The following is an 18,165-nucleotide window of genomic DNA, read 5'->3' on the forward strand; positions in this document are numbered from 1 at the left end:
CCTGCTGCACCAGGTGCGGGCTGAGGTAGACGATCCGGTACCCGAACCCGTCCTCCGTGCCCGGGACGCCGTCGTGCGCCTCGTCCGGGTGAAGGATGTGCCCCTCGCCCGGCAGTCCGACCTGGTGGTCGCCGCGGTAGGCGAAGGTCTGGACCCCGGCGAGGGTCACCCCGACGGCGTAGGTGTCGTGGCTGTGGGTGGCGAAGGCGGTGCCCCGGAGCGAGGCCTCGAGACGCTCGATGCCGGGCGCCGCCCGTACGCCAGTGTGGTGCCGTCGGAGTGGTCCGGCGCGGCCGGCAGCCGGAACGGTGCGACGGGCAACCCGGTCATGACCGTGGACGGTACTCCCGGCGGGGCGGGCGGTCACGACCGCTGACCCGGCAGCCGGGGGGCGGGCATGTGTCCGGAGGGGCCGTGGGCCGTCGCGCTCGTCCCGCTCGTCCTGCCCGGCCCCCGCGAGGCGGTCGGCCGACTGCTGCCGGACGGCTGGCCGCCGCCGGGGTGGGCCGCGGTGCAGTGCGACGTCGGCCAGGGCGCGGCGTTCCTCGTCCGCTCGGGGCCCGGCGCCGCCGTGATGGTCGACGTCGGGCCGGCGGGTGGCGGGGCGGCCGCCTGCCTCCGGGACGCCGGGGTGGAGACCCTGGACGTGCTGGTGCTGACGCACGCCCACGCCGACCACGTGGGCGGGCTGGCCGAGGTGCTCGCCGCGGTGGAGGTGCGCCGTGCGCTCCTGGGGCCGGGGCGGGAGCCGGCGGCGGCGGTGGACGCAGCGCTGGATCAGCTGTCCGCCGCGGGAGTGCCGGTGGACCGCCCGGTCGCCGGCGCGCCGACCGCGCGGGGGAGCGCCGGGGAGGTCGGATGGGAGGTGGCTCCGGGCCCGACGCGGCCGCCGTCACCGCCGCGGCCGGGGACGCGGCGGTCAACGACCTGTCCCTCGTGCTGAGCCTCCACGCCCCCGGACTGCGCGCCGCGGCGCTCGGCGACGCGGAGCTCGACGGCCAGGCCAGGCTCGCGCGCCGTCTGCGACAGGCGCGGGTGGCGCCGTACGACGTGGTGGTGATGGCTCACCACGGCTCAGCCCGGCAGGACGAGGGGCTCGCGGACCTGCTGGCGCCGCGCCTGACCGTCGTGAGCGTCGGACAGGACAACGACTACGGGCACCCCTCCGCAGCTGCGATCGACCTCTACGCAGGCTCGGGGCCCGTCCTGCGGACCGACCTCTGCGGGCCCGTGGCCGTGGTCCGTACCAGCTCCCCGGCAGGGCTGGAGGCGCTGGCGCGCTGTCCCGGCGAGGGCGGGTGAGATCCCCGCCCCAGCTGCGGGCCGCTGCCGTCCGCGGCGGAGACGGCGACCGGCGTGGGGACGGCGGCCGGAGACGGCAACCGGCGTGGGGACGGTGGCCGGAGACGGCGGAGACGGTGACCCGCGTGGGGACGGTGGCCGGAGAGGGGGGCGACGTGGGCGGCGGACCGCCGTGTCGGTGCGGCGTGGCAGGCTATGAACGTGCCACCCGCCCGCCGCAGGACCGCCCCCTCACTGACCTGGGACCAGGTCGAGCTCGCCCCCGTCGTGCTCGTGCGCGGCACCGAGGGCCTGCTCGCCGACCGCGCCGTCGACCGGCTTCTCGACCAGGCCCGCGAGGCCGACCCGCAGGTGGAGGTCACCACCATCGAGGCTGCGGCGTACGAGTCCGGGCAGCTGGAGATGGTGGCCAGCCCGTCCCTGTTCGGCGAGCGCCGCTGCGTGGTGGTCCAGGGCGCGGAGGCGATGACCGACGCCCTCCTCGACGACGCGCTCGTCTACCTGCGGGCCGTGCCCGACGACGTCTGGCTCGTCCTGCGGCACAACGGCGGCACCCGCGGCAAGAAGCTCCTCGACGCCGTCGCGGCGGCCGGCCATCCCGTGGTGGTCTGCGACCAGGTCAAGAGGGACGGCGACAAGGCCGACTTCGTCCGGGCCGACTTCCGCCGGGCGCGCCGGCGCATCGAGCCCGACGCCGTCCAGGCGCTCGTCGAGGCTACCGGCGCGGACCTGCGCGAGCTGGGCGCGGCGACCAGCCAGCTCATCGCGGACACGACCGGCACGGTGACGACCGACGTCGTGCTGCGCTACTACGGCGGCCGCGTCGAGGCCACCGGCTTCCGGGTCGCCGACGCCGCCGTCGCCGGCCAGGCCGGCGAGGCGGTCGCGCTCCTGCGCCACGCCGTCGCGACCGGCACCGGGCCCGTGCCGATAGTCGCCGCGCTCGCGGTCAAGCTCCGCACCCTCGCCAAGGTCGCCGCCACCCGGGGCCGGTCGGGGGTCTCCGTCGGCGAGCTGGGTCTCGCCCCGTGGCAGGTGGACCGCGCCAGGCGCGACCTCGGGGACTGGACGCCCGAGGGCCTGGCGACCGCCATCACGGCCGTCGCCGCGGCGGACGCGGAGGTGAAGGGGCTCGGACGGGACCCCGTCTTCGCCGTCGAGCGTGCCGTCCTCAAGGTGGCAGCGGCGCGTGGGCGGCACTGAGCTCCGTCCGGCACGTACGACGCCGCGCCCATCTACGGAGGCCCCGTGAGGACCACCCGTCCCACCCGCAACGAGCGGCTCGACCGGCTGCCCTTCACCCGCGAGCACCGCCGGCTGCTGGTCGGCTCCGGCGTGGGCTGGGCCCTCGACGCCATGGACGTCGGTCTCGTCTCGTTCGTGATGGCCGCCCTGGTCGTGCAGTGGGGGCTGACGGACACCGAGCTCAGCCTCGTCGGGTCCATCGGGTTCGTCGGCATGGCCGTCGGTGCCTCGCTGGGCGGTCTGCTGGCCGACCGGATCGGCCGCCGCAACGTCTTCGCCGTCACCCTCCTCGTCTACGGCCTCGCCACGGGAGCGTCGGCGCTCGTCACCTCGGTCGGGGCACTGCTGGCGCTCCGGCTCGTCGTCGGCCTCGGCCTGGGGGCCGAGCTGCCGGTCGCCTCGACACTCGTCAGCGAGTACGCACCGCGGCGCATGCGCGGGCGGCTCGTCGTCGTCCTCGAGGCGTTCTGGGCCGTGGGCTGGCTGGCGGCGGCGCTGATCGGCTACTTCGTGGTCTCCGACACCGCGAACGGCTGGCGGTGGGCGCTCGCGCTGGGCGCGCTGCCGGCGCTGTACGCGCTCTACGTACGCCGCGGACTGCCCGAGTCGGTGCGGTTCCTCGAGTCCCGGGGCCGGCACGCGGAGGCCGAGGCCGCCGTGCGACGCTTCGAGGACTCCGAGCCGGTCTTCGGCGCGAGGCCCGCGGGGGAGGCGTGTACGCTGTCGTGACGCCGGCATGAGCCAGGTCACAGCGCTGTGCCGGTGCTGTCCGTCAGGTCGACCCACGACGAACGTGCCGACGTTCGGCGTGGGTCCGACCCTTGCCGAAAGCCAGAGCATGCTCCTGTTCCTCTCCCGCAGGGTCCTCAACTACGTGGTCCTGCTCTTCGTCGCGGTGAGCCTGGTGTACATCCTCGCCGCCACCCAGCTGGATCCGAGGATGCTGTACGAGCAGCGCAACCCCCCCGGTCGACCCCGCGTCGATCGAGAACGCGCTGCGGTCGTACAACCTCAGCGACCAGGTCCCGCTCCTCGAGCGCTACTGGACGTGGCTGAGCGGGGTCGTCACGCAGTGGGACTGGGGGCGCACGCCCTTCGGGGCCAGCGTCAACGAGGAGATCGGGACGCGGATGTTCGTCTCCCTCCGCCTGGTGGCGGCGGGATCGCTGCTCGGCATCGTCCTCGGGGTGGCGCTCGGGGCGTGGATGGCAGTGCGGCAGTACCGGATGAGCGACCGGGTCACCACGCTGGCCTCGCTGATCATCATCTCGACCCCCACGGTGGTCATCGCCGTGGTGCTGCAACTTCTTGCGATCAAGTACAACCAGGCCACGGGCAGCCAGTTCTTCGAGTTCCTGGGCGAGACCGGGCGCCACGGTGACACGGCGCTGTCGCCGCTGTGGGACAGGCTCCAGCACCTGCTGCTGCCCACCCTGACGCTGCTGCTCATCTACGCCGCGACGTACAGCCGGATCCAGCGCAACCTCATGCTCGACACGCTCGGCGCCGACTACGTGCGCACCGCCCGCGCCAAGGGGCTGCGGAAGGCCGCCGCGCTGCGCAAGCACGCGCTGCGCACGGCGCTGATCCCCGTCGGGACGTACTTCGCCTTCACGATGGCGCAGGTGGTGCTCGGCTCGATCTTCCTCGAGCTGGTCTTCGGCTGGCACGGCATGGGCATCTACGGCGTCCAGGCGATCCAGGAGCAGGACATCAACGGGTCGGTCGCCGTGGCGGCCTTCGGCGGCGTGTGCGTCCTCGTCGGGGCGACGTTCTCCGACGTGCTGGTGGCGTTCCTCGACCCGCGAGTGAGGGTGAGCTGACATGAGCGAGAAGCACTCCGCCGGCCCGGCCGGCATCACCGTCGACGTCGAGCAGAGCGGCCAGGACATCCCCCTGAGCGCCACGCTGCCGGAGATCGCGCAGGACAGTGCGCCCGACTCGCGGCGGCTCTCCCGCGGCCGCATCGTGCTGCGCCGGTTCCTGCGCAACAAGACGGCCGTGGTCGGCCTGGTCGGTTACCTGCTCCTCGTCGTCGTGGCTCTCGTGGGGCCGCTGGTCTCGCCGTGGTCCTACACCCAGGTCGACCAGAGCGCCTTCCTCAAGCCTCCGAGCGACGCCCACGTGCTGGGAACCACCCAGGCCGGGCGCGACGTCTTCGCCCTGACGATCGAGGGCCTGCGCAAGTCGATGATGATCGGCCTCGGGGTCGCGCTCATCCAGACCTTCGTCGCGGCCACCGTCGGCGCGTTCGCCGCCTACTACGGACGGTGGTTCGACAAGGTCGCGCTGTGGGTCATCGACCTGCTGCTCGTGGTCCCGGCCTTCTTCATCATCGCGATCATCTCGGTGCAGGCCGGAGGCTCGTCCGGCTCCGTCCTCCTGCTGATCATGCTGCTCGCGGGCTTCGGCTGGATGCTCTCGGCGCGCGTGGTGCGCTCCATGACCCTGGGCATCAAGAACCTCGAGTACGTGACGGCCGCGAAGTACATGTCCGTGCCGACGCCGAAGATCATCTTCCGCCACATCATCCCGAACATCTCCTCGCTGCTGATCATCGACGCCACCCTCGCCGTCGCGTCGGCGGTGCTGGCCGAGACGTCGCTGTCCTTCTTCGGCTTCGGCGTCCAGGCGCCGGAGACCTCGCTGGGCACGCTGATCGGGGAGGGGCAGCGCATGGCCGCGACCTACCCGTGGATCTTCCTGTCCCCGGCCACGGCGCTCGTGCTGATGCTCGTCTTCATCAACTTCATCGGCGACGGTCTCCGTGACGCCCTCGACCCCTCGTCCAAGTCCGGAGGACGCGCGTGAACATCGTCAGCCGCAGCCGTACCCGAACCAGCGCGGACGCCCGCGCCGTCCCGACGCGCACCGAGGGGACGCCCGTCCTGCAGGTCGAGGACCTGGACGTCCGCTTCCCGTCCGAGGACGGCGCGGTGCACGCGGTGCGCGGCGTCAACTTCTCCGTCGGTGCGGGCGAGGTCCTGGGCATCGTCGGCGAGTCCGGCTCCGGCAAGTCCGTGACGTCCATGGCCGTGATGGGGCTCCTGCCCGAGACCGCGCGGGTCTCCGGCTCGGTGCGCCTGCACGGCGAGGAGCTGCTCGGCCGTTCCGACGCTTACATGTCGCGCATCCGTGGCCGGCAGATGGGGATGGTGTTCCAGGACCCGCTCTCGGCGCTGACGCCCGTCTACACGATCGGCGACCAGATCGTCGAGGCGCTGCAGATCCACTCCGGGCTCGACGACCGGGCCGCGCGGACGCGGGCCGTGGAGCTCCTCGACCTCGTCGGCATCCCCAACCCGCAGGTCCGCGTGCGGGCGTTCCCGCACGAGTTCTCCGGCGGCATGCGTCAGCGGGCCATGATCGCCATGGCGATCGCCAACGACCCCGACCTGATCATCGCCGACGAGCCGACGACGGCTCTCGACGTGACGATCCAGGCGCAGATCATCGACGTGCTCAGGACCGCGCAGCGGGAGACCGGGGCCGCCGTCGTCATGATCACCCACGACCTCGGCGTCGTGGCGGGGATGGCCGACCGGGTGGCGGTGATGTACGCCGGCCGCGTGGTCGAGCACGGCGACGTCGACGACATCTACTACCGGTCGACGATGCCCTACACCATCGGGCTCCTCGGCTCCCTGCCCCGGCCCGACGAGGAGAAGAAGACCGCGCTGGCGCCCGTGGAGGGCAACCCGCCCTCCCTGCTCGCGCTGCCGCCGGGGTGCCCGTTCGAGCCCCGCTGCCCCATGGCGGTGGACGTGTGCCGGGAGGTCGAGCCCCAGCTGGAGGTCACCAGGGGCCTCGACCACGTCTCGGCCTGCCACCGCTCCGAGGAGATCACCGCCGGCGACCTCACCTACAAGGAGATCTACCCCCTGCCCCGGATCATCGAGACCGAGCTGGACCGGGTGCCGCGGGAGCAGCGCGAGGAGGTTCTGCGGGTCACCGACCTGAAGAAGCACTTCCCGCTCACCCGGGGAGCGGTCTTCCGCCGTCGGGTCGGCACCGTCCACGCCGTCGACGGCATCAGCTTCGACATCCGTGCCGGCGAGACCCTCGGGCTCGTGGGGGAGTCCGGGTGCGGCAAGACGACCACCCTGCTGGAGATCCTCGACCTCCGCGCGCCCCAGGACGGCAAGATCGTCGTCCTCGGCAAGGACGTCTCCGGGCTCGGGGGACGCAGCGCCCGCAAGGAGGTCCGCAAGGACCTGCAGGTGGTCTTCCAGGACCCGATGGCGTCGCTGGACCCGCGCCTGCCGGTGTTCGACATCATCGCCGAACCGATGGAGGCCAACGGCTACTCCCGCAAGGAGATCGAGCGGCGGGTGCGCGAGCTGCTGGCGCTGGTGGGCCTGGAGCCCTCGCACGCCAACCGGTACCCGCAGCACTTCTCCGGCGGCCAGCGGCAGCGCATCGGCATCGCCCGGGCGCTCGCGCTCGAGCCCAAGCTGCTCGTCCTGGACGAGCCGGTGTCCGCGCTCGACGTGTCCATCCAGGCCGGGGTCATCAACCTGCTGGACGAGCTCCGCGCCAAGCTGGACCTCAGCTATCTCTTCGTCGCGCACGACCTCTCCGTCGTCCGGCACATCGCCGACCGCGTCGCGGTGATGTACCTGGGCCGCATCGTGGAGGTCGGGCAGGTCGACCAGGTCTTCGAGCACCCCACGCACCCGTACACGCAGGCGCTGCTCTCCGCGATCCCCGTCCCGGACCCGGAGAAGGAGCGACGGCGGGAGCGGATCATCCTGGCCGGCGACCTGCCCTCGCCGGCGGACCCGCCGTCGGGCTGCCGGTTCCGCACCCGCTGCCAGAAGTTCCTCACGCTCGGCGAGACCGAGCGGGAGCGCTGCGTCGGGGAGGACCCAGCGCTGCGGCAGATGGGGCGCGACCAGCGTTCGGCCTGCCACTACGCGGAGCCCGTAGAGGTCTTCTGACCCCGGGGGACCACAGGGCGAGACCCTCGTCTCGAACGGTCTCAATTGGGTCACAGATGGGCTGATATCGGTCCGGGGGTGCGGAACGTCACAACGGCCATGGTTCAGTACTCCTCACGAACGTGCCGCAGACCGATGTCTGCGCCCAGCGGCAGACCCGCGCACGTTCGTCAGGAACGACGGAGGTTCAACAGTGCGCACGAAGAAGGGTGCAGCGGTCCTCGCGACCGGCGCAGCATTTGCGCTGGTGCTCGGGGCCTGCAGCGGAAGCGGTGACGGCGGCGACGACGCCACGGGTGGCGCCACCGGCGGAGAGGCCGGCGGGGTCGCCGAGGGAGACGGGGAGCTGTTCGACATCAACTCCGTCGCCCGCGAGGACCTGCAGGAGGGCGGGCAGCTGCGCCGCGCCGTCGCGAACCTGCCGGACCAGTGGAACCCGATGCACGTGAACGGCAACAACGCCGACTACACGGACATCCGCGACACCATGAGCGTCGCGAACTTCGACTACGACGGCGAGGGCGTGCCCACGCCCAACGAGAACTACCTCACCGACGTCAGCGACGAGGTGACCGACGGCAAGCAGGTCGTCACGCTGACCCTGAACCCGGACGCCAAGTGGAACAGCGGCGACCCGATCACGGTCGAGGACTACCAGGCCACCCTGGCGGCCTGCAACGGCGAGAACGCCGAGTTCCAGTGCGTGCAGACCGGTCCGTACGAGGCGATCGAGTCCGTCGAGCAGGGCGAGGACGAGTTCCAGGTCGTCGTGACCTTCAAGTCCACCTTCCCGGACTGGAGCTCCCCGCTGAGCTCCGTGCTCCCGGCCGACGGGGTCGCCGACCCGGCCACCTTCAACGAGTCGTGGCTCGAGCTGAACAGCGACTGGTTCACCGGGCCGTACGTCGTCGACAACCTCGACACCGCGCAGCAGGTCGTCACGCTCGTGCCGAACGAGAACTGGTGGGGCGACGCCCCGGTGCTCGACGAGATCCAGTTCCGCGCGATCGAGTCCGACGCCACCGGCACCGCCTTCCAGAACGGCGAGATCGACGTCTTCGACATCGGGCCGGACCCGAACGCCTACGCGCTCGCCCAGACCGTCGCCAACGCGGAGATCCGCCAGGCGAACGGCCCGGACTGGCGCCACTTCACCTTCAACTCCACGGCCGGCCACCTGCAGGACCTCGAGGTGCGCCAGGCGATCGTCAAGGCGCTGGACCGCGAGGCCATCGCCCAGTCCGACCTCGCCGGCCTGCCGGAGGAGCTGCTCAAGCCGCTCGGCAACCACATCTTCGTCGAGGGCCAGGAGGGCTTCCAGGACAACACCGGCGAGTTCGCCTACGACCCGGAGGCCGCCGCCGCGCAGCTCGAGGAGGCCGGCTGGGTCCTCAACGAGTCGACCGGCATCCGTGAGAAGGACGGCGAGCCGCTGACGGTGAAGTTCTCCGTCCTGACCGGTGTGCCGACGTCGGAGAACGAGGGCCAGCTCGCCCAGGCGCAGCTGAAGGAGGTCGGCATCAACCTCGAGCTCGTCCAGGTCGCGACGGCCGACTTCGGCACCGCGCTCGACGCCGGTGACTTCGAGATCATGGCCTTCTCCTGGATCGGCACGCCGTACCCGATGTACGGCATCGCCCAGATCTACGGCAACCCGGAAACCAACGGCTCCAACTACGCGAACCTCAACAACCCCGAGCTCAACGAGCTGATCACCCAGATCGACTCCGAGACGGACCACGAGAAGCGCATCGAGATGGCCAACGAGGCCGACAAGCTCATCTGGGAGTCCGTGCACACCCTGCCGCTGTACCAGCGCCCGCAGCTGGTCGGCGCCGTGAGCAACCTCGCCAACTTCGGCGCGGAGGGCTTCAGCACCACCCGTCCGGAGAACTGGGGCTTCACCGCCTGAGGCGGGAGGTCTCCCGCGGGCGGCGCGAGCAGCCCGTGACGATGGACGACGACGGAGGGCCGGTGGGCGACCACCGGCCCTCCGCCGTGCCCGGGCCGGGCGCTTCGCCGCGCCAGCGGGCACGGCGGTGCCGGGGTGCTTCGTGACCGTGCCGGGGTCCTTCGCACCGGGACCGTGCGTGCGCGGTGCCTCAGCCCAGCAGGGACACCGTGGCGACGGCGAGCGCGACGGACCCGAGGACCACCGCGACGGTGCGCCAGTTCGGCCGGGCCACGACCGCGCCGCCGGCCGCGGCGCCGGCGAGCAGGCGGGTCTCGATGACCCGCGCGACCAGCTCCGCGTCGCCGGGCAGGTTGCGGTGGGCGGAGGACGCCGGGTCGAGGAGGGCGTCGGAGACGGAGGTGCGCCGGCTCAGCGCGAGCTTGCCCCGGGCCGGCGTGGCCCAGGCGCTGAACCGCCCGCGCGAGGTGTGCAGGCGCAGCCCCCAGCGGCTCTCCACCCGCTCCACCGCGCCCCACGGCACCTGCACGGTGCGCCAGACGTTGGCGAGCGTCACGCCGTCGGGCGAAACCGTCACGTGCGGGTCCCAGAAGACGGCCCACGCACCCGCGGCCAGCGCGAGCGGGACCGCGCCGTACTGCGTCAGCTCGGCCGCGCCGCCGTTCGTCGTGACGGCCACGAGGACGGCTGCGCTCGCGGCCCACGCGATGACGGCGTAGACCTTGCTGGACGTCGAGCGGAAGACGAGAGTCGGTCCCATCCGCGCATCATCTCCCGGATCGCCGGCACCGGCCGTACGCCGGATCGGGGCCGGCGCGGGCCGCCGCGCAGGAGTCGCCGCGGGCCGCCGCGCCGGGGCGTCACGTCGAGCCGGCGGACCGGCTCCCCGGTCCGCCCGCCGCCGGCGAGGGGCACCCGCCACAGCGACTCGCCGCGCAGCGCCGCAAGGTAGACCGCGTCGTCCACCACGGCGATCCCGCTCGGTGACGCCTCCGCCGTGGACCACTGCCGCATCGGGTCGACAAAGCCCTCGACGCCGCCCGCACCCTCGACCCGGGGCCAGCCGTAGTTGGCGCCGGGCTCGATGAGGTTGAGCTCGTCGTAGGTGTTCTGGCCGAACTCGCTGGCGTACATCCGGCCGTCCTCGTCCCAGCCGATGCCCTGGACGTTGCGGTGCCCGTAGGACCACACCGGCGATCCGGCGAACGGGTTCCCCGGCGCCGGGCGGCCCTCCTGGTCGATGCGCAGGATCTTCCCGCCGAGCGACTCGAGGTCCTGGGCCCTGCCGGGCTCGCCGGCGTCGCCCGTGGTGACGTAGAGGTGCCCGTCGGGACCGAAGGCCAGGCGCCCGCCGTTGTGGTTCCCCGCCCGCGGGATGCCGTCGAGCACGACCGCGGGCGGCCCGACGACGTCGTCGCTGAGCCGCAGCCGCAGGACGCGGTTGTCGAGGTCCGTGGTCGCGTACACGAACACGTTGCCGCTGGTGGCCACGTCGGGGGGCGGCGGCGATGCCGAGCAGGCCGCCCTCTCCGCCGTGGCGGACCCCCGGGACGGTCCCGAGGACGGTCACCGCACCGTCGGGGGTGACACGGAGCACCCGGCCGGTGTCGCGCTCGGTGACGAGGGCGTCGCCGCCGGGAAGGAAGTCGAGCCCCCAGGGTGAGACGAGGTCGGTCGCCAGGACACCGGGCCTGGCGGCGACCGACGGGCCTGCCGTGGCCGACGGCGTTGCACCGGGCGCGGCGCTGCCGGAGGGGCCGGCGGTGGCGGAGGGACCCGCAGTGGCCGGCGGCACGACGGCGCTCGCCGGTGCCGCGCCGGGGGGTGCGGTCGACGGCGCGCCGGCCGACGGTTCTCCGCCGCCTGCCCCGCACCCCGCCAGCACCCCGCATCCCGCCAGAACCAGCGCGGTCAGGAAGGCCGGTCCACCGGGACGCACCGGGCCCATCCTCGTCATCACCTCCACATCGGCTGCCTCGCTCTCGGGCAGGCCGCACGCACTCCTGGCACAGGCCGCACGGCGGGGCCGCACGCCCGTCCTCCCATGATGGCTCGCGGGGGCACCTCGCGGGCTACATCTCCGGGGCGGCGTTGGACCTCGGCACCACGCTGATGCCGCCCGAGGTCTCCAGCACGGCCCACTTGATCTGGTCCATCCGCTCCAGGCCCTGCGTCTCACGGGCGGAGGACAGGATGTCGCTGGTGGAGATGTGCTCCTTGCGCATGACCTTCTCCAGCGGCTTGCCGTCCTCGACGAGGACGACGGGTGTGCTCTCCGAGAGCCTGGCGAACCACGGGATCCGCCACGAGAAGTAGTCCGACATCCGCTCGAGCATCACCAGCGTGGCGATCACCAGGGCCGCCTGCGTGATGGAGAAGTCCTCCCCGAGAAGCGCCTGCTGCGTGGCCTCGCTGACGATCAGCAGAATGATGAAGTCGAAGGTGGTGACCTGGGCGAGCGACCTCTTGCCGGAGAGGCGGAAGATCAGCAGCAGCACCAGGTAGACGGCCGCGGCGCGCAGCACGGCATCCATGTGAGCCTCCTCAGGGCATGACGAACTGGGAGAACGAGACCGTGTCGTCACCGACGGCGACGTCGCCGCTCAGCGTGCCGATCTCCTGGGCGCGGAAGTTGACCGAGATCTCCACGTCGCCGCCGCCCTCGACCGGGACCTCGAGCACCAGCCCGTCCGGCACGGCGCGCTGCTCCGCCGGCTCGGGCGAGATGCTCTGCACGTCGACGCCGGAGGGCCAGGACCCGGTGAGCTGCACCGTGACGGTGCCGTCGACCACGGCGTCCGGGGCAACGGTCAGCGTGATGGTGTCGTCGGCCTCGTAGTGGGTCACCCGGTCGTGCTCGAGGGTGAGCACGCCGTTCCGGCTGTCCGTCGTGGTCCAGCTGAGCGGACCGGTGCCCAGCAGGCCGACCAGACCCGCGACGATGAACAGGCCCAGCAGGACCCAGCCGAGCCGGTTCGCGGCCCACTCCCGCTGCTGGAAACGTTCGTGCTGGTTGATGTCGAGGTCCACGGTTCCTCCGATCAGTCAGCCGCCTCCAGGTGCACCGTCTTGAGCACCGTCATGGCGGCGAGAAGGTCCGGCCCGTACCCGGCCCCCGCACCGCTGTCCCGCCGCGGGTCGGCAGAGCCGCCGGGCGCCCCGCCGAACACGGCGTTGACCTTCACGGTTCCGACCTCCAGCTCCTCGGCCGCACGCAGGGCGTGCCCCAGGTCGGGGGTGAGCACGGTGGCGGCCAGTCCGTACCGGCCCGCACCGGCGAGCCGCAGCGCCTCGTCGAAGTCGGCCACCCGGGTGACGGCGGCGACGGGCCCGAAGGTCTCCTCCGCCATGACGGCCATGCCGTCGGTGCACCCGTCCAGCACGGTCGCCGGGTAGAAGCACCCCGGCCGCTCCGCCGGCGCACCGCCGGCCAGGCACCGTGCGCCGTCGGCCAGGGCCGCCGCCACGTGCTCGGTGACGACCGCGAGCTGCGCCTCGTCGACGAGCGGGCCGAGCTTCGTGCCCGGGTCGTCCGGCGGGCCGACGCACAAGTCGTCGGCGAGACGCACCAGCTCGGTGAGCACGTCGTCGGCGACCGACTCGTGGAGGTACACCCGCTCCACCGAGGTGCAGATCTGGCCCGTGTTCGTGAACGCGCCGACGGCGATCTGCCCGGCCGCCCACGCCGGGTCCACCCCGGCGTCGACGACGATCGGGTCCTTGCCGCCGTTCTCCAGCAGCACGTGCGCTCCGCGCGCGCCGGCGGTCGCGGCGATCCGCCGCCCGGCCAGGCGCACCGGAGCGGGCGACGGGCGACGGGCAGGCCGGGGGCGACGAGCAGGCCGGGGGGCGACGAGCGAGCCGCCCGGTGGTGGCACGAGGCGGCGTTGCTGCTGAGGGAACGGTCCGAGGCCACGGCACGTCAGCGGGAGGTCACGCTCGCCGGGCACCTTTCGGCCTCCGCCGTCGTCAACCTGGTCGCCGACCCGCGGGCCTTCGCCCGGGACAGGCGACGCCCGGTGCCGAGCGAGCCGACCGTCGTCTCCCGGCGCGGCACGCGGTTCCACCAGTGGGTCGAGCAGTTCTACGGCAGCGCGGCGCTGATCGACATCCAGGACGTCGAGGGCAGCGGCGAGGACGTGGGTCCCGCCCTCAGCGACGCGGAGCTGGAGCGGTTCCAGCGCACGTTCGCGGCCTCGGAGTGGGCGCGCCGCGAGCCCGTGGCCATCGAGGTGGACCTGGAGACGCCGGTGGCCGGGACGATCGTCCGCTGCCGGATCGATGCCGTCTTCGACGGGCCGGGAGGGATCGTCGTCGTGGACTGGAAGACGGGGCGACCGCCGCGCGGCCCGGAGGAGCTCGCCCAGCGGGAGATGCAGCTGGCGCTGTACCGGCTCGCGTGGTCGCGCTCCAGCGGCACGCCCCTGGAGCAGGTGGGTGCCGCGTTCTACTACGTCGCCCACGACGAGACCGTGCACGCCGGTTCGCTCGACGAGGACGAGATCGTCGCCCGGATCACCCGCGCGATCGAGGAGGGCCGGGCCGGCTGAGGCACCGCGGCCAACCGGCCGTCAGCTCTCGCGCCGCCCCTCGTCCTCCCGCAGGAAGTCGGGGAGGTTGGAGCCCAGGTGAAGCTCCTCCGTGACGGCGGCCGAGGCAGGGCGTGTGCCGGTCGAGGTGCCGCCGTCCCGGGCGTCTCCGTGCTCGTCGCCCGGCTCGGTGTCGCCGTGCTCGTCGCCCGGATCGGTGTCGCCGTGCTCGTCGCCCGGATCGGTGTCGCCGTGCTCGTCGGTGGCTTCGTCCTCTGCCGGCTCCTCCGTGCGTTCGGCCGCATCGGCGCGGCGGGCCCCGGGGTACTCGTCCTCGCCCGAGTCGCCCGCGTCGACGTCGCCGCCGTCATTCGCGTGGACCCGTCCGGCGACGCTGACGTGATCGGCTTCCTCGTCGGGCCATCCGGCGTCGTAGCCCGGGACCACCACCGGCTCGCGGGAGCCGATGGCGGGCGCGTCCACGACGTCGGCGGCGAGCGTGCGGAGCATCGCCGTGGCGTCCTCGACCACCGGCTGCTCGTCGTGCCGCACCCCGTGCAGCAGCCACCGCGCGAGGGCGAGCTCGGAGACCAGGAGCGCACGGTCCATCAGCGTGGCGTCGGCGCTCTCGGTCCGGGCGAGGGAGTAGGCCTCCTCGATCGCGTCGAGGGAGTCCTCCGGGGCGGCCGCCAGCAGCCACGCGAGGTCCTCGGCGGGGTCGCCGACGTGCACCTCGGAGAAGCTGAGCATCGCGGTGATCCGCCCGTCCTTGACCAGCACGTGCTCGGGCGTCAGGTCGCCGTGCACGGGGGTGGGGCGGAACCGCCACAGCGTCACGTCCTCGAGCGCGTGCTCCCACCGGTTGAGCAGCACGGAGGGCACGCGGCCCGTGCGCGCGGCCTCGTCCACCTCGGCCAGGCAGCGCTTGCGGTAGGAGTCCGGGTCGTACACCGGCAGCCCGGCGTCGGCGACCACCGCGTCGTCGAGCTCGTGGAAGGCCGCGATCGCCCGGCCGAGCTCCGCGGACAGGCCCGGACCGGACGTCAGCCGGTCGAGCACCAGCGGCCGGCCGACCAGGGCCCGGAACACCATGGCGCGCCCTCCCTCGGGCAGCGCCGCGAACCCGACCGGGCGGGGCACGTCGAACGGCAGCCGGCCTTCGTCGATCTCCTTGGTGAGCTTCGCCAGCAGGGCGACCTCACCCTCGAGCGCGGCCCCGGCCGCGGGGTGCAGCGGCGCCCGGATCACCCAGTGACGTCCTCCGGCGTCGAGGAGGCCGGTCGTCTGGTAGTCGCTGTTGGCGGTCTGCGGTGGGCGCGTCGCGACCACGTCCAGGCCGGGGACGGCCGTGGTGGCGAGGGCGGCGAGGGCGAGCGCTGAACGGACCACACCGCCAACCTATGCGGGCGAGGCGCGCCGTGCGAGGCTCACGCGCCGGTGATCTCCCGAGCGGGCGCGAGCGGCGAAAAGGGGCTGGCCGGGCGGAGATGAAGGCAGCCCACCCGGTGGCGAAACCGGGTGGGCCTAGCGGTGAACCGGTGGAAGCGGTTGACCGCCGCGCCAAGCCTACGTCTCTCGGCCCCGGGCCGCGAAGGGCCCCGCTCGCGCCGGGGGCGCTTCCCCGCACCTCCGTGGTGCTCTCAGCCCGCCGTCGCAGCGCGAGCACCGGGTGAGGTCGCGGCCCGCAGCCAGAGCGCCGCGACGGTCAGCCACGTCATCAGCACCAGGGTCACGAGGGCCAGCCGGACCGCGGTGCCGCCGCCGGGCCACCACGCGAGCCCGGCGGTGACCACCGCCGTCGCCCCGCAGTACGCCGCCCGGGCAGGCTGCCCGCACGGGCGAGGCGGCGGGCGAGGACCGCGCAGGCGAGAATCGCCGCGTTGACTGCCAGGGCGGTCCCGACGTCGTGCCACGCGCTCCAGCACGCGGGCCGGGGCGCGGACACCCGGTTCCCCGCACGGGTCCGCCCGGCGCCGCGGCCCGTCGTCGTCGAACGACTCGACCGGGAGGGTCTGCTCCCCGCCATCGTCTTCGTCTTCTCGCGGGCCGGGTGCGAGTCGGCCGTGCACCAGGTCGTCGCCTCCGGCATCCGGCTCACGACGGCGGCCGAGGCGGCCCAGATCCGTGACGTGGTGGACGACGCCGGGGCGGGCATCCCGCCGGAGGACCTCGCCGTCCTCGGCTACGACGCGTGGGCGGTGGCGCTCGAGCGCGGCGTGGCGGCGCACCACGCGGGCCTGCTGCCGGTGTTCAAGGAGACCGTCGAGCGCCTCTTCGCCGCCGGGCTCGTCAAGGTCGTCTACGCCACCGAGACCCTCGCGCTCGGCATCAACATGCCCGCCCGGTCCGTGGTGCTCGAGTCGCTGGTCAAGTGGAACGGCAGCGCGCACGTGCAGCTCACGCCCGGCGAGTACACGCAGCTCACCGGCCGCGCCGGCCGGCGGGGCATCGACGTCGAGGGACACGCGGTGGTGCTGTACTCGGACGAGATCGACCCGGTCGGCGTGGCCGGGCTCGCCTCGCGACGCACGTACCCTCTGCGCTCGGCGTTCCACCCGACGTACAACATGGCGGTCAACCTGCTCACCACCATGAGCCAGGCCCAGGCCCGGGAGGTGCTCGAGACCTCCTTCGCCCAGTTCCAGGCCGACCGGGGCGTGGTCGGGCTCGCCCGGCAGGCCCGCAAGCACGCCGAGGCGGTCGCCGGCTACGCGGAGGCGATGCAGTGCCACCTCGGCGACTTCACCGAGTACGCGGAGCTGCGCCGCCAGATCAAGCAGCGTGAGGCGGACGTCTCCCGGGAGCGCTCGGCCGACCGGCGGCGCGCGGTCCGCGGCTCGCTCACCGGGCTGCGCCGCGGCGAGGTGGTCGCGTACCCGCGGGGGCGACGCACCGCCCACGCGGTGGTGCTCGAGACCCGGGACGCGGGCTTCGACGGCCCGCAGCTGCAGGTGCTGACGGACGAGCGGCAGCTGCGCACCCTGACGGCGCAGGACCTCCCGCACGGGGTGCAGCGGGTCGGGACGGTGCGCGTGCCGCGCAACTTCAACCCCCGCAACCCGGCGCAGCGGCGCGACCTCGCCTCCTCCCTGCGCAACGCGCTCACCGAGGGGCGCATTGACCTGGCCGACCCTCGCGCCGGGGCCCGGTCCACCCCCGCGGACCCCGACGCCGACCTCACCGAGCTGCGCCGTCGGCTGCGGGCGCACCCCTGCCACGGCTGCGCCGAGCGCGAGGACCACGCGCGGTGGGCGAGCCGGTGGGAGCGGGCCCGGGCCGAGCACGAGGAGCTGCTCTCGCGCATCCAGAAGCGCACCGGCTCGATCGCCAAGGACTTCGACAAGGTCTGCGCCGTGCTGGCGCACCTCGGCTACCTGGAGGGACGCGACAGCACCACGGAGGTGACCGAGGCCGGCCGGTGGCTGGCCCGTCTGTACGCCGAGAAGGACCTCCTGCTCGCCGAGTGCCTGCGCTCGGGCGCCTGGGACCAGCTCTCCGCCGCCGAGCTCGCCGCCATCGTCTCGACGGTCGTGTACCAGGCACGGACGCCGGAGGCGCGAGGGCCCGGCACCCTGCCGGGCGGCCCGCACGGCATGCTCGGGCAGGCCCTGGCCGCGACCGTGAGCCTGGGCAACGACCTCGCCGAGCTGGAGCGCCTCAGCGGGGTCCCCGTCACCGAGCCCGTCGACCTCGGCCTCGTCACGGCGGTGCACCTGTGGGCCTCCGGCGCCCCGCTGACCGCCGCTCTCGACGCCGCCGAGCTGGGGGCGGGGGACTTCGTGCGCTGGTGCAAGCAGGTTCTCGACGTGCTGGACCAGCTGGCCGTGGCGGCCCCGAGCGGGCGCCTGGCGGTGCGGGCCCACGAGGCGATGAGCCTCGTGCGCCGGGGCGTGGTGGCGTGGTCGAGCGTGTGACAGGCACCGAGCCGCGACGGTCGCGCGCCCGGAGGAGGGGGCGTGCTCGGACGTCCGCGGCTGCCGTGCGTGAGAACCCGCGCACCTCCTGCCCCACCGGTCACGACACGCGGTGCGACACGCCGACAGTTTTTCGGGAAGTCCTTTCCGGCAACCCCGTCTGACCTGGCGCTTCACGGGTGATCTGCGTCGTCGGGCGGCTTGTGCCGGCAGGCCCGGTGACGCTACGTTCGTGCCCTGTTCCCCCGCCGGCAAGGCCGCAGCCGCAACGGCTGCGTCCGGTACCGGCCGAGCGGGTTCGACAGTGACCAGGCCCGCGTGCT

Annotated in this window: 16 protein-coding genes and 3 pseudogenes; 11 read left to right on the top strand and 8 right to left on the bottom strand. The window is 73.4% G+C overall.

The window, feature by feature from the left end; all coding sequences use genetic code 11:
- Positions 1-25: 25 nt before the first annotated feature.
- A pseudogene (locus tag DA06_RS17525) lies at positions 26-367 on the bottom strand (AraC family ligand binding domain-containing protein); the annotation flags it as partial.
- Between the two features lie 30 nt (positions 368-397).
- Here DA06_RS17525 and DA06_RS17530 point away from each other — a divergent pair.
- The 9 genes and pseudogenes from DA06_RS17530 (at position 398) to DA06_RS17570 (ending at position 10,118) form a co-directional block, all read left to right on the top strand.
- On the top strand, positions 398-943 hold the full coding sequence (locus DA06_RS17530; RefSeq protein WP_418605579.1) for a ComEC/Rec2 family competence protein: 546 nt from the start codon (positions 398-400) through the stop codon (positions 941-943).
- Entirely contained in the window at positions 937-1,302 is a 366-nt protein-coding gene (locus DA06_RS17535; protein ID WP_418605580.1) for a hypothetical protein, read from the top strand. The genes DA06_RS17530 and DA06_RS17535 overlap by 7 nt, the downstream gene beginning before the upstream one ends.
- Positions 1,303-1,497: 195 nt before the next feature.
- Positions 1,498-2,505, top strand: a complete 1,008-nt coding sequence (holA, locus tag DA06_RS17540; protein WP_052436914.1) for a DNA polymerase III subunit delta — start codon at positions 1,498-1,500, stop codon at positions 2,503-2,505.
- Between the two features lie 30 nt (positions 2,506-2,535).
- Positions 2,536-3,240, top strand: a pseudogene (locus DA06_RS17545) (MFS transporter); the annotation flags it as partial.
- 437 nt (positions 3,241-3,677) lie between these two features.
- The gene (locus tag DA06_RS17550; protein ID WP_418605581.1) at positions 3,678-4,370 is read left to right on the top strand and encodes an ABC transporter permease; all 693 of its coding nucleotides are present in this window, start codon (positions 3,678-3,680) and stop codon (positions 4,368-4,370) included.
- A gap of 1 nt (position 4,371) precedes the next feature.
- The gene (locus DA06_RS17555) at positions 4,372-5,358 is read left to right on the top strand and encodes an ABC transporter permease (RefSeq protein ID WP_043502499.1); all 987 of its coding nucleotides are present in this window, start codon (positions 4,372-4,374) and stop codon (positions 5,356-5,358) included.
- Positions 5,355-7,487: a dipeptide ABC transporter ATP-binding protein gene (locus DA06_RS17560; protein WP_418605582.1), complete on the top strand. Its 2,133-nt coding sequence runs from the start codon at positions 5,355-5,357 to the stop codon at positions 7,485-7,487. The genes DA06_RS17555 and DA06_RS17560 overlap by 4 nt, the downstream gene beginning before the upstream one ends.
- A gap of 193 nt (positions 7,488-7,680) precedes the next feature.
- On the top strand, positions 7,681-9,399 hold the full coding sequence (locus DA06_RS17565) for an ABC transporter family substrate-binding protein (RefSeq protein WP_043502502.1): 1,719 nt from the start codon (positions 7,681-7,683) through the stop codon (positions 9,397-9,399).
- Between the two features lie 209 nt (positions 9,400-9,608).
- Positions 9,609-10,118, top strand: a complete 510-nt coding sequence (locus tag DA06_RS17570; RefSeq protein WP_418605583.1) for a hypothetical protein — start codon at positions 9,609-9,611, stop codon at positions 10,116-10,118.
- Here DA06_RS17570 and DA06_RS17575 read toward each other — a convergent pair.
- The 5 genes and pseudogenes from DA06_RS17575 to DA06_RS17595 all read right to left on the bottom strand — a co-directional run bounded on the left by DA06_RS17575 (position 10,042) and on the right by DA06_RS17595 (position 13,277).
- A complete protein-coding gene (locus tag DA06_RS17575; RefSeq protein ID WP_418605584.1) occupies positions 10,042-10,866 on the bottom strand; it encodes a PQQ-dependent sugar dehydrogenase in 825 nt (274 codons plus the stop codon). The genes DA06_RS17570 and DA06_RS17575 overlap by 77 nt on opposite strands.
- Positions 10,867-10,951: 85 nt before the next feature.
- Positions 10,952-11,356: pseudogene (locus DA06_RS17580) on the bottom strand (hypothetical protein); the annotation flags it as partial.
- Between the two features lie 115 nt (positions 11,357-11,471).
- Positions 11,472-11,933 carry a DUF421 domain-containing protein gene (locus DA06_RS17585; protein ID WP_043502510.1) on the bottom strand — a complete coding sequence of 154 codons (462 nt, stop codon included), beginning with the start codon at positions 11,931-11,933 and terminating at the stop codon, positions 11,472-11,474.
- A gap of 10 nt (positions 11,934-11,943) precedes the next feature.
- Complete coding sequence (locus DA06_RS17590) at positions 11,944-12,429, bottom strand: hypothetical protein (protein WP_043502512.1); 486 nt, start codon at positions 12,427-12,429, stop codon at positions 11,944-11,946.
- 11 nt (positions 12,430-12,440) lie between these two features.
- On the bottom strand, positions 12,441-13,277 hold the full coding sequence (locus DA06_RS17595; RefSeq protein ID WP_418605587.1) for an aldehyde dehydrogenase family protein: 837 nt from the start codon (positions 13,275-13,277) through the stop codon (positions 12,441-12,443).
- 9 nt (positions 13,278-13,286) lie between these two features.
- On the opposite strand from DA06_RS17595, the gene DA06_RS17600 reads away from it, so the two are divergent.
- Positions 13,287-13,949: a RecB family exonuclease gene (locus tag DA06_RS17600; protein WP_043502520.1), complete on the top strand. Its 663-nt coding sequence runs from the start codon at positions 13,287-13,289 to the stop codon at positions 13,947-13,949.
- 21 nt (positions 13,950-13,970) lie between these two features.
- Here DA06_RS17600 and DA06_RS17605 read toward each other — a convergent pair whose 3' ends face one another.
- Entirely contained in the window at positions 13,971-15,317 is a 1,347-nt protein-coding gene (locus DA06_RS17605; RefSeq protein WP_418605589.1) for a phosphotransferase, read from the bottom strand.
- A 251-nt stretch (positions 15,318-15,568) separates the two neighbouring features.
- A complete protein-coding gene (locus DA06_RS17610; RefSeq protein ID WP_418605590.1) occupies positions 15,569-15,721 on the bottom strand; it encodes a hypothetical protein in 153 nt (50 codons plus the stop codon).
- Between the two features lie 87 nt (positions 15,722-15,808).
- Between DA06_RS17610 and DA06_RS17615 the strand changes: the two genes are divergently transcribed.
- A complete protein-coding gene (locus DA06_RS17615; RefSeq protein ID WP_418605591.1) occupies positions 15,809-17,842 on the top strand; it encodes a DEAD/DEAH box helicase in 2,034 nt (677 codons plus the stop codon).
- The last annotated feature ends 323 nt before the right edge of the window (positions 17,843-18,165 follow it).

This window comes from Georgenia sp. SUBG003 (genome assembly GCF_000715355.2).
Classification (GTDB): Bacteria; Actinomycetota; Actinomycetes; order Actinomycetales; family Actinomycetaceae; genus Georgenia.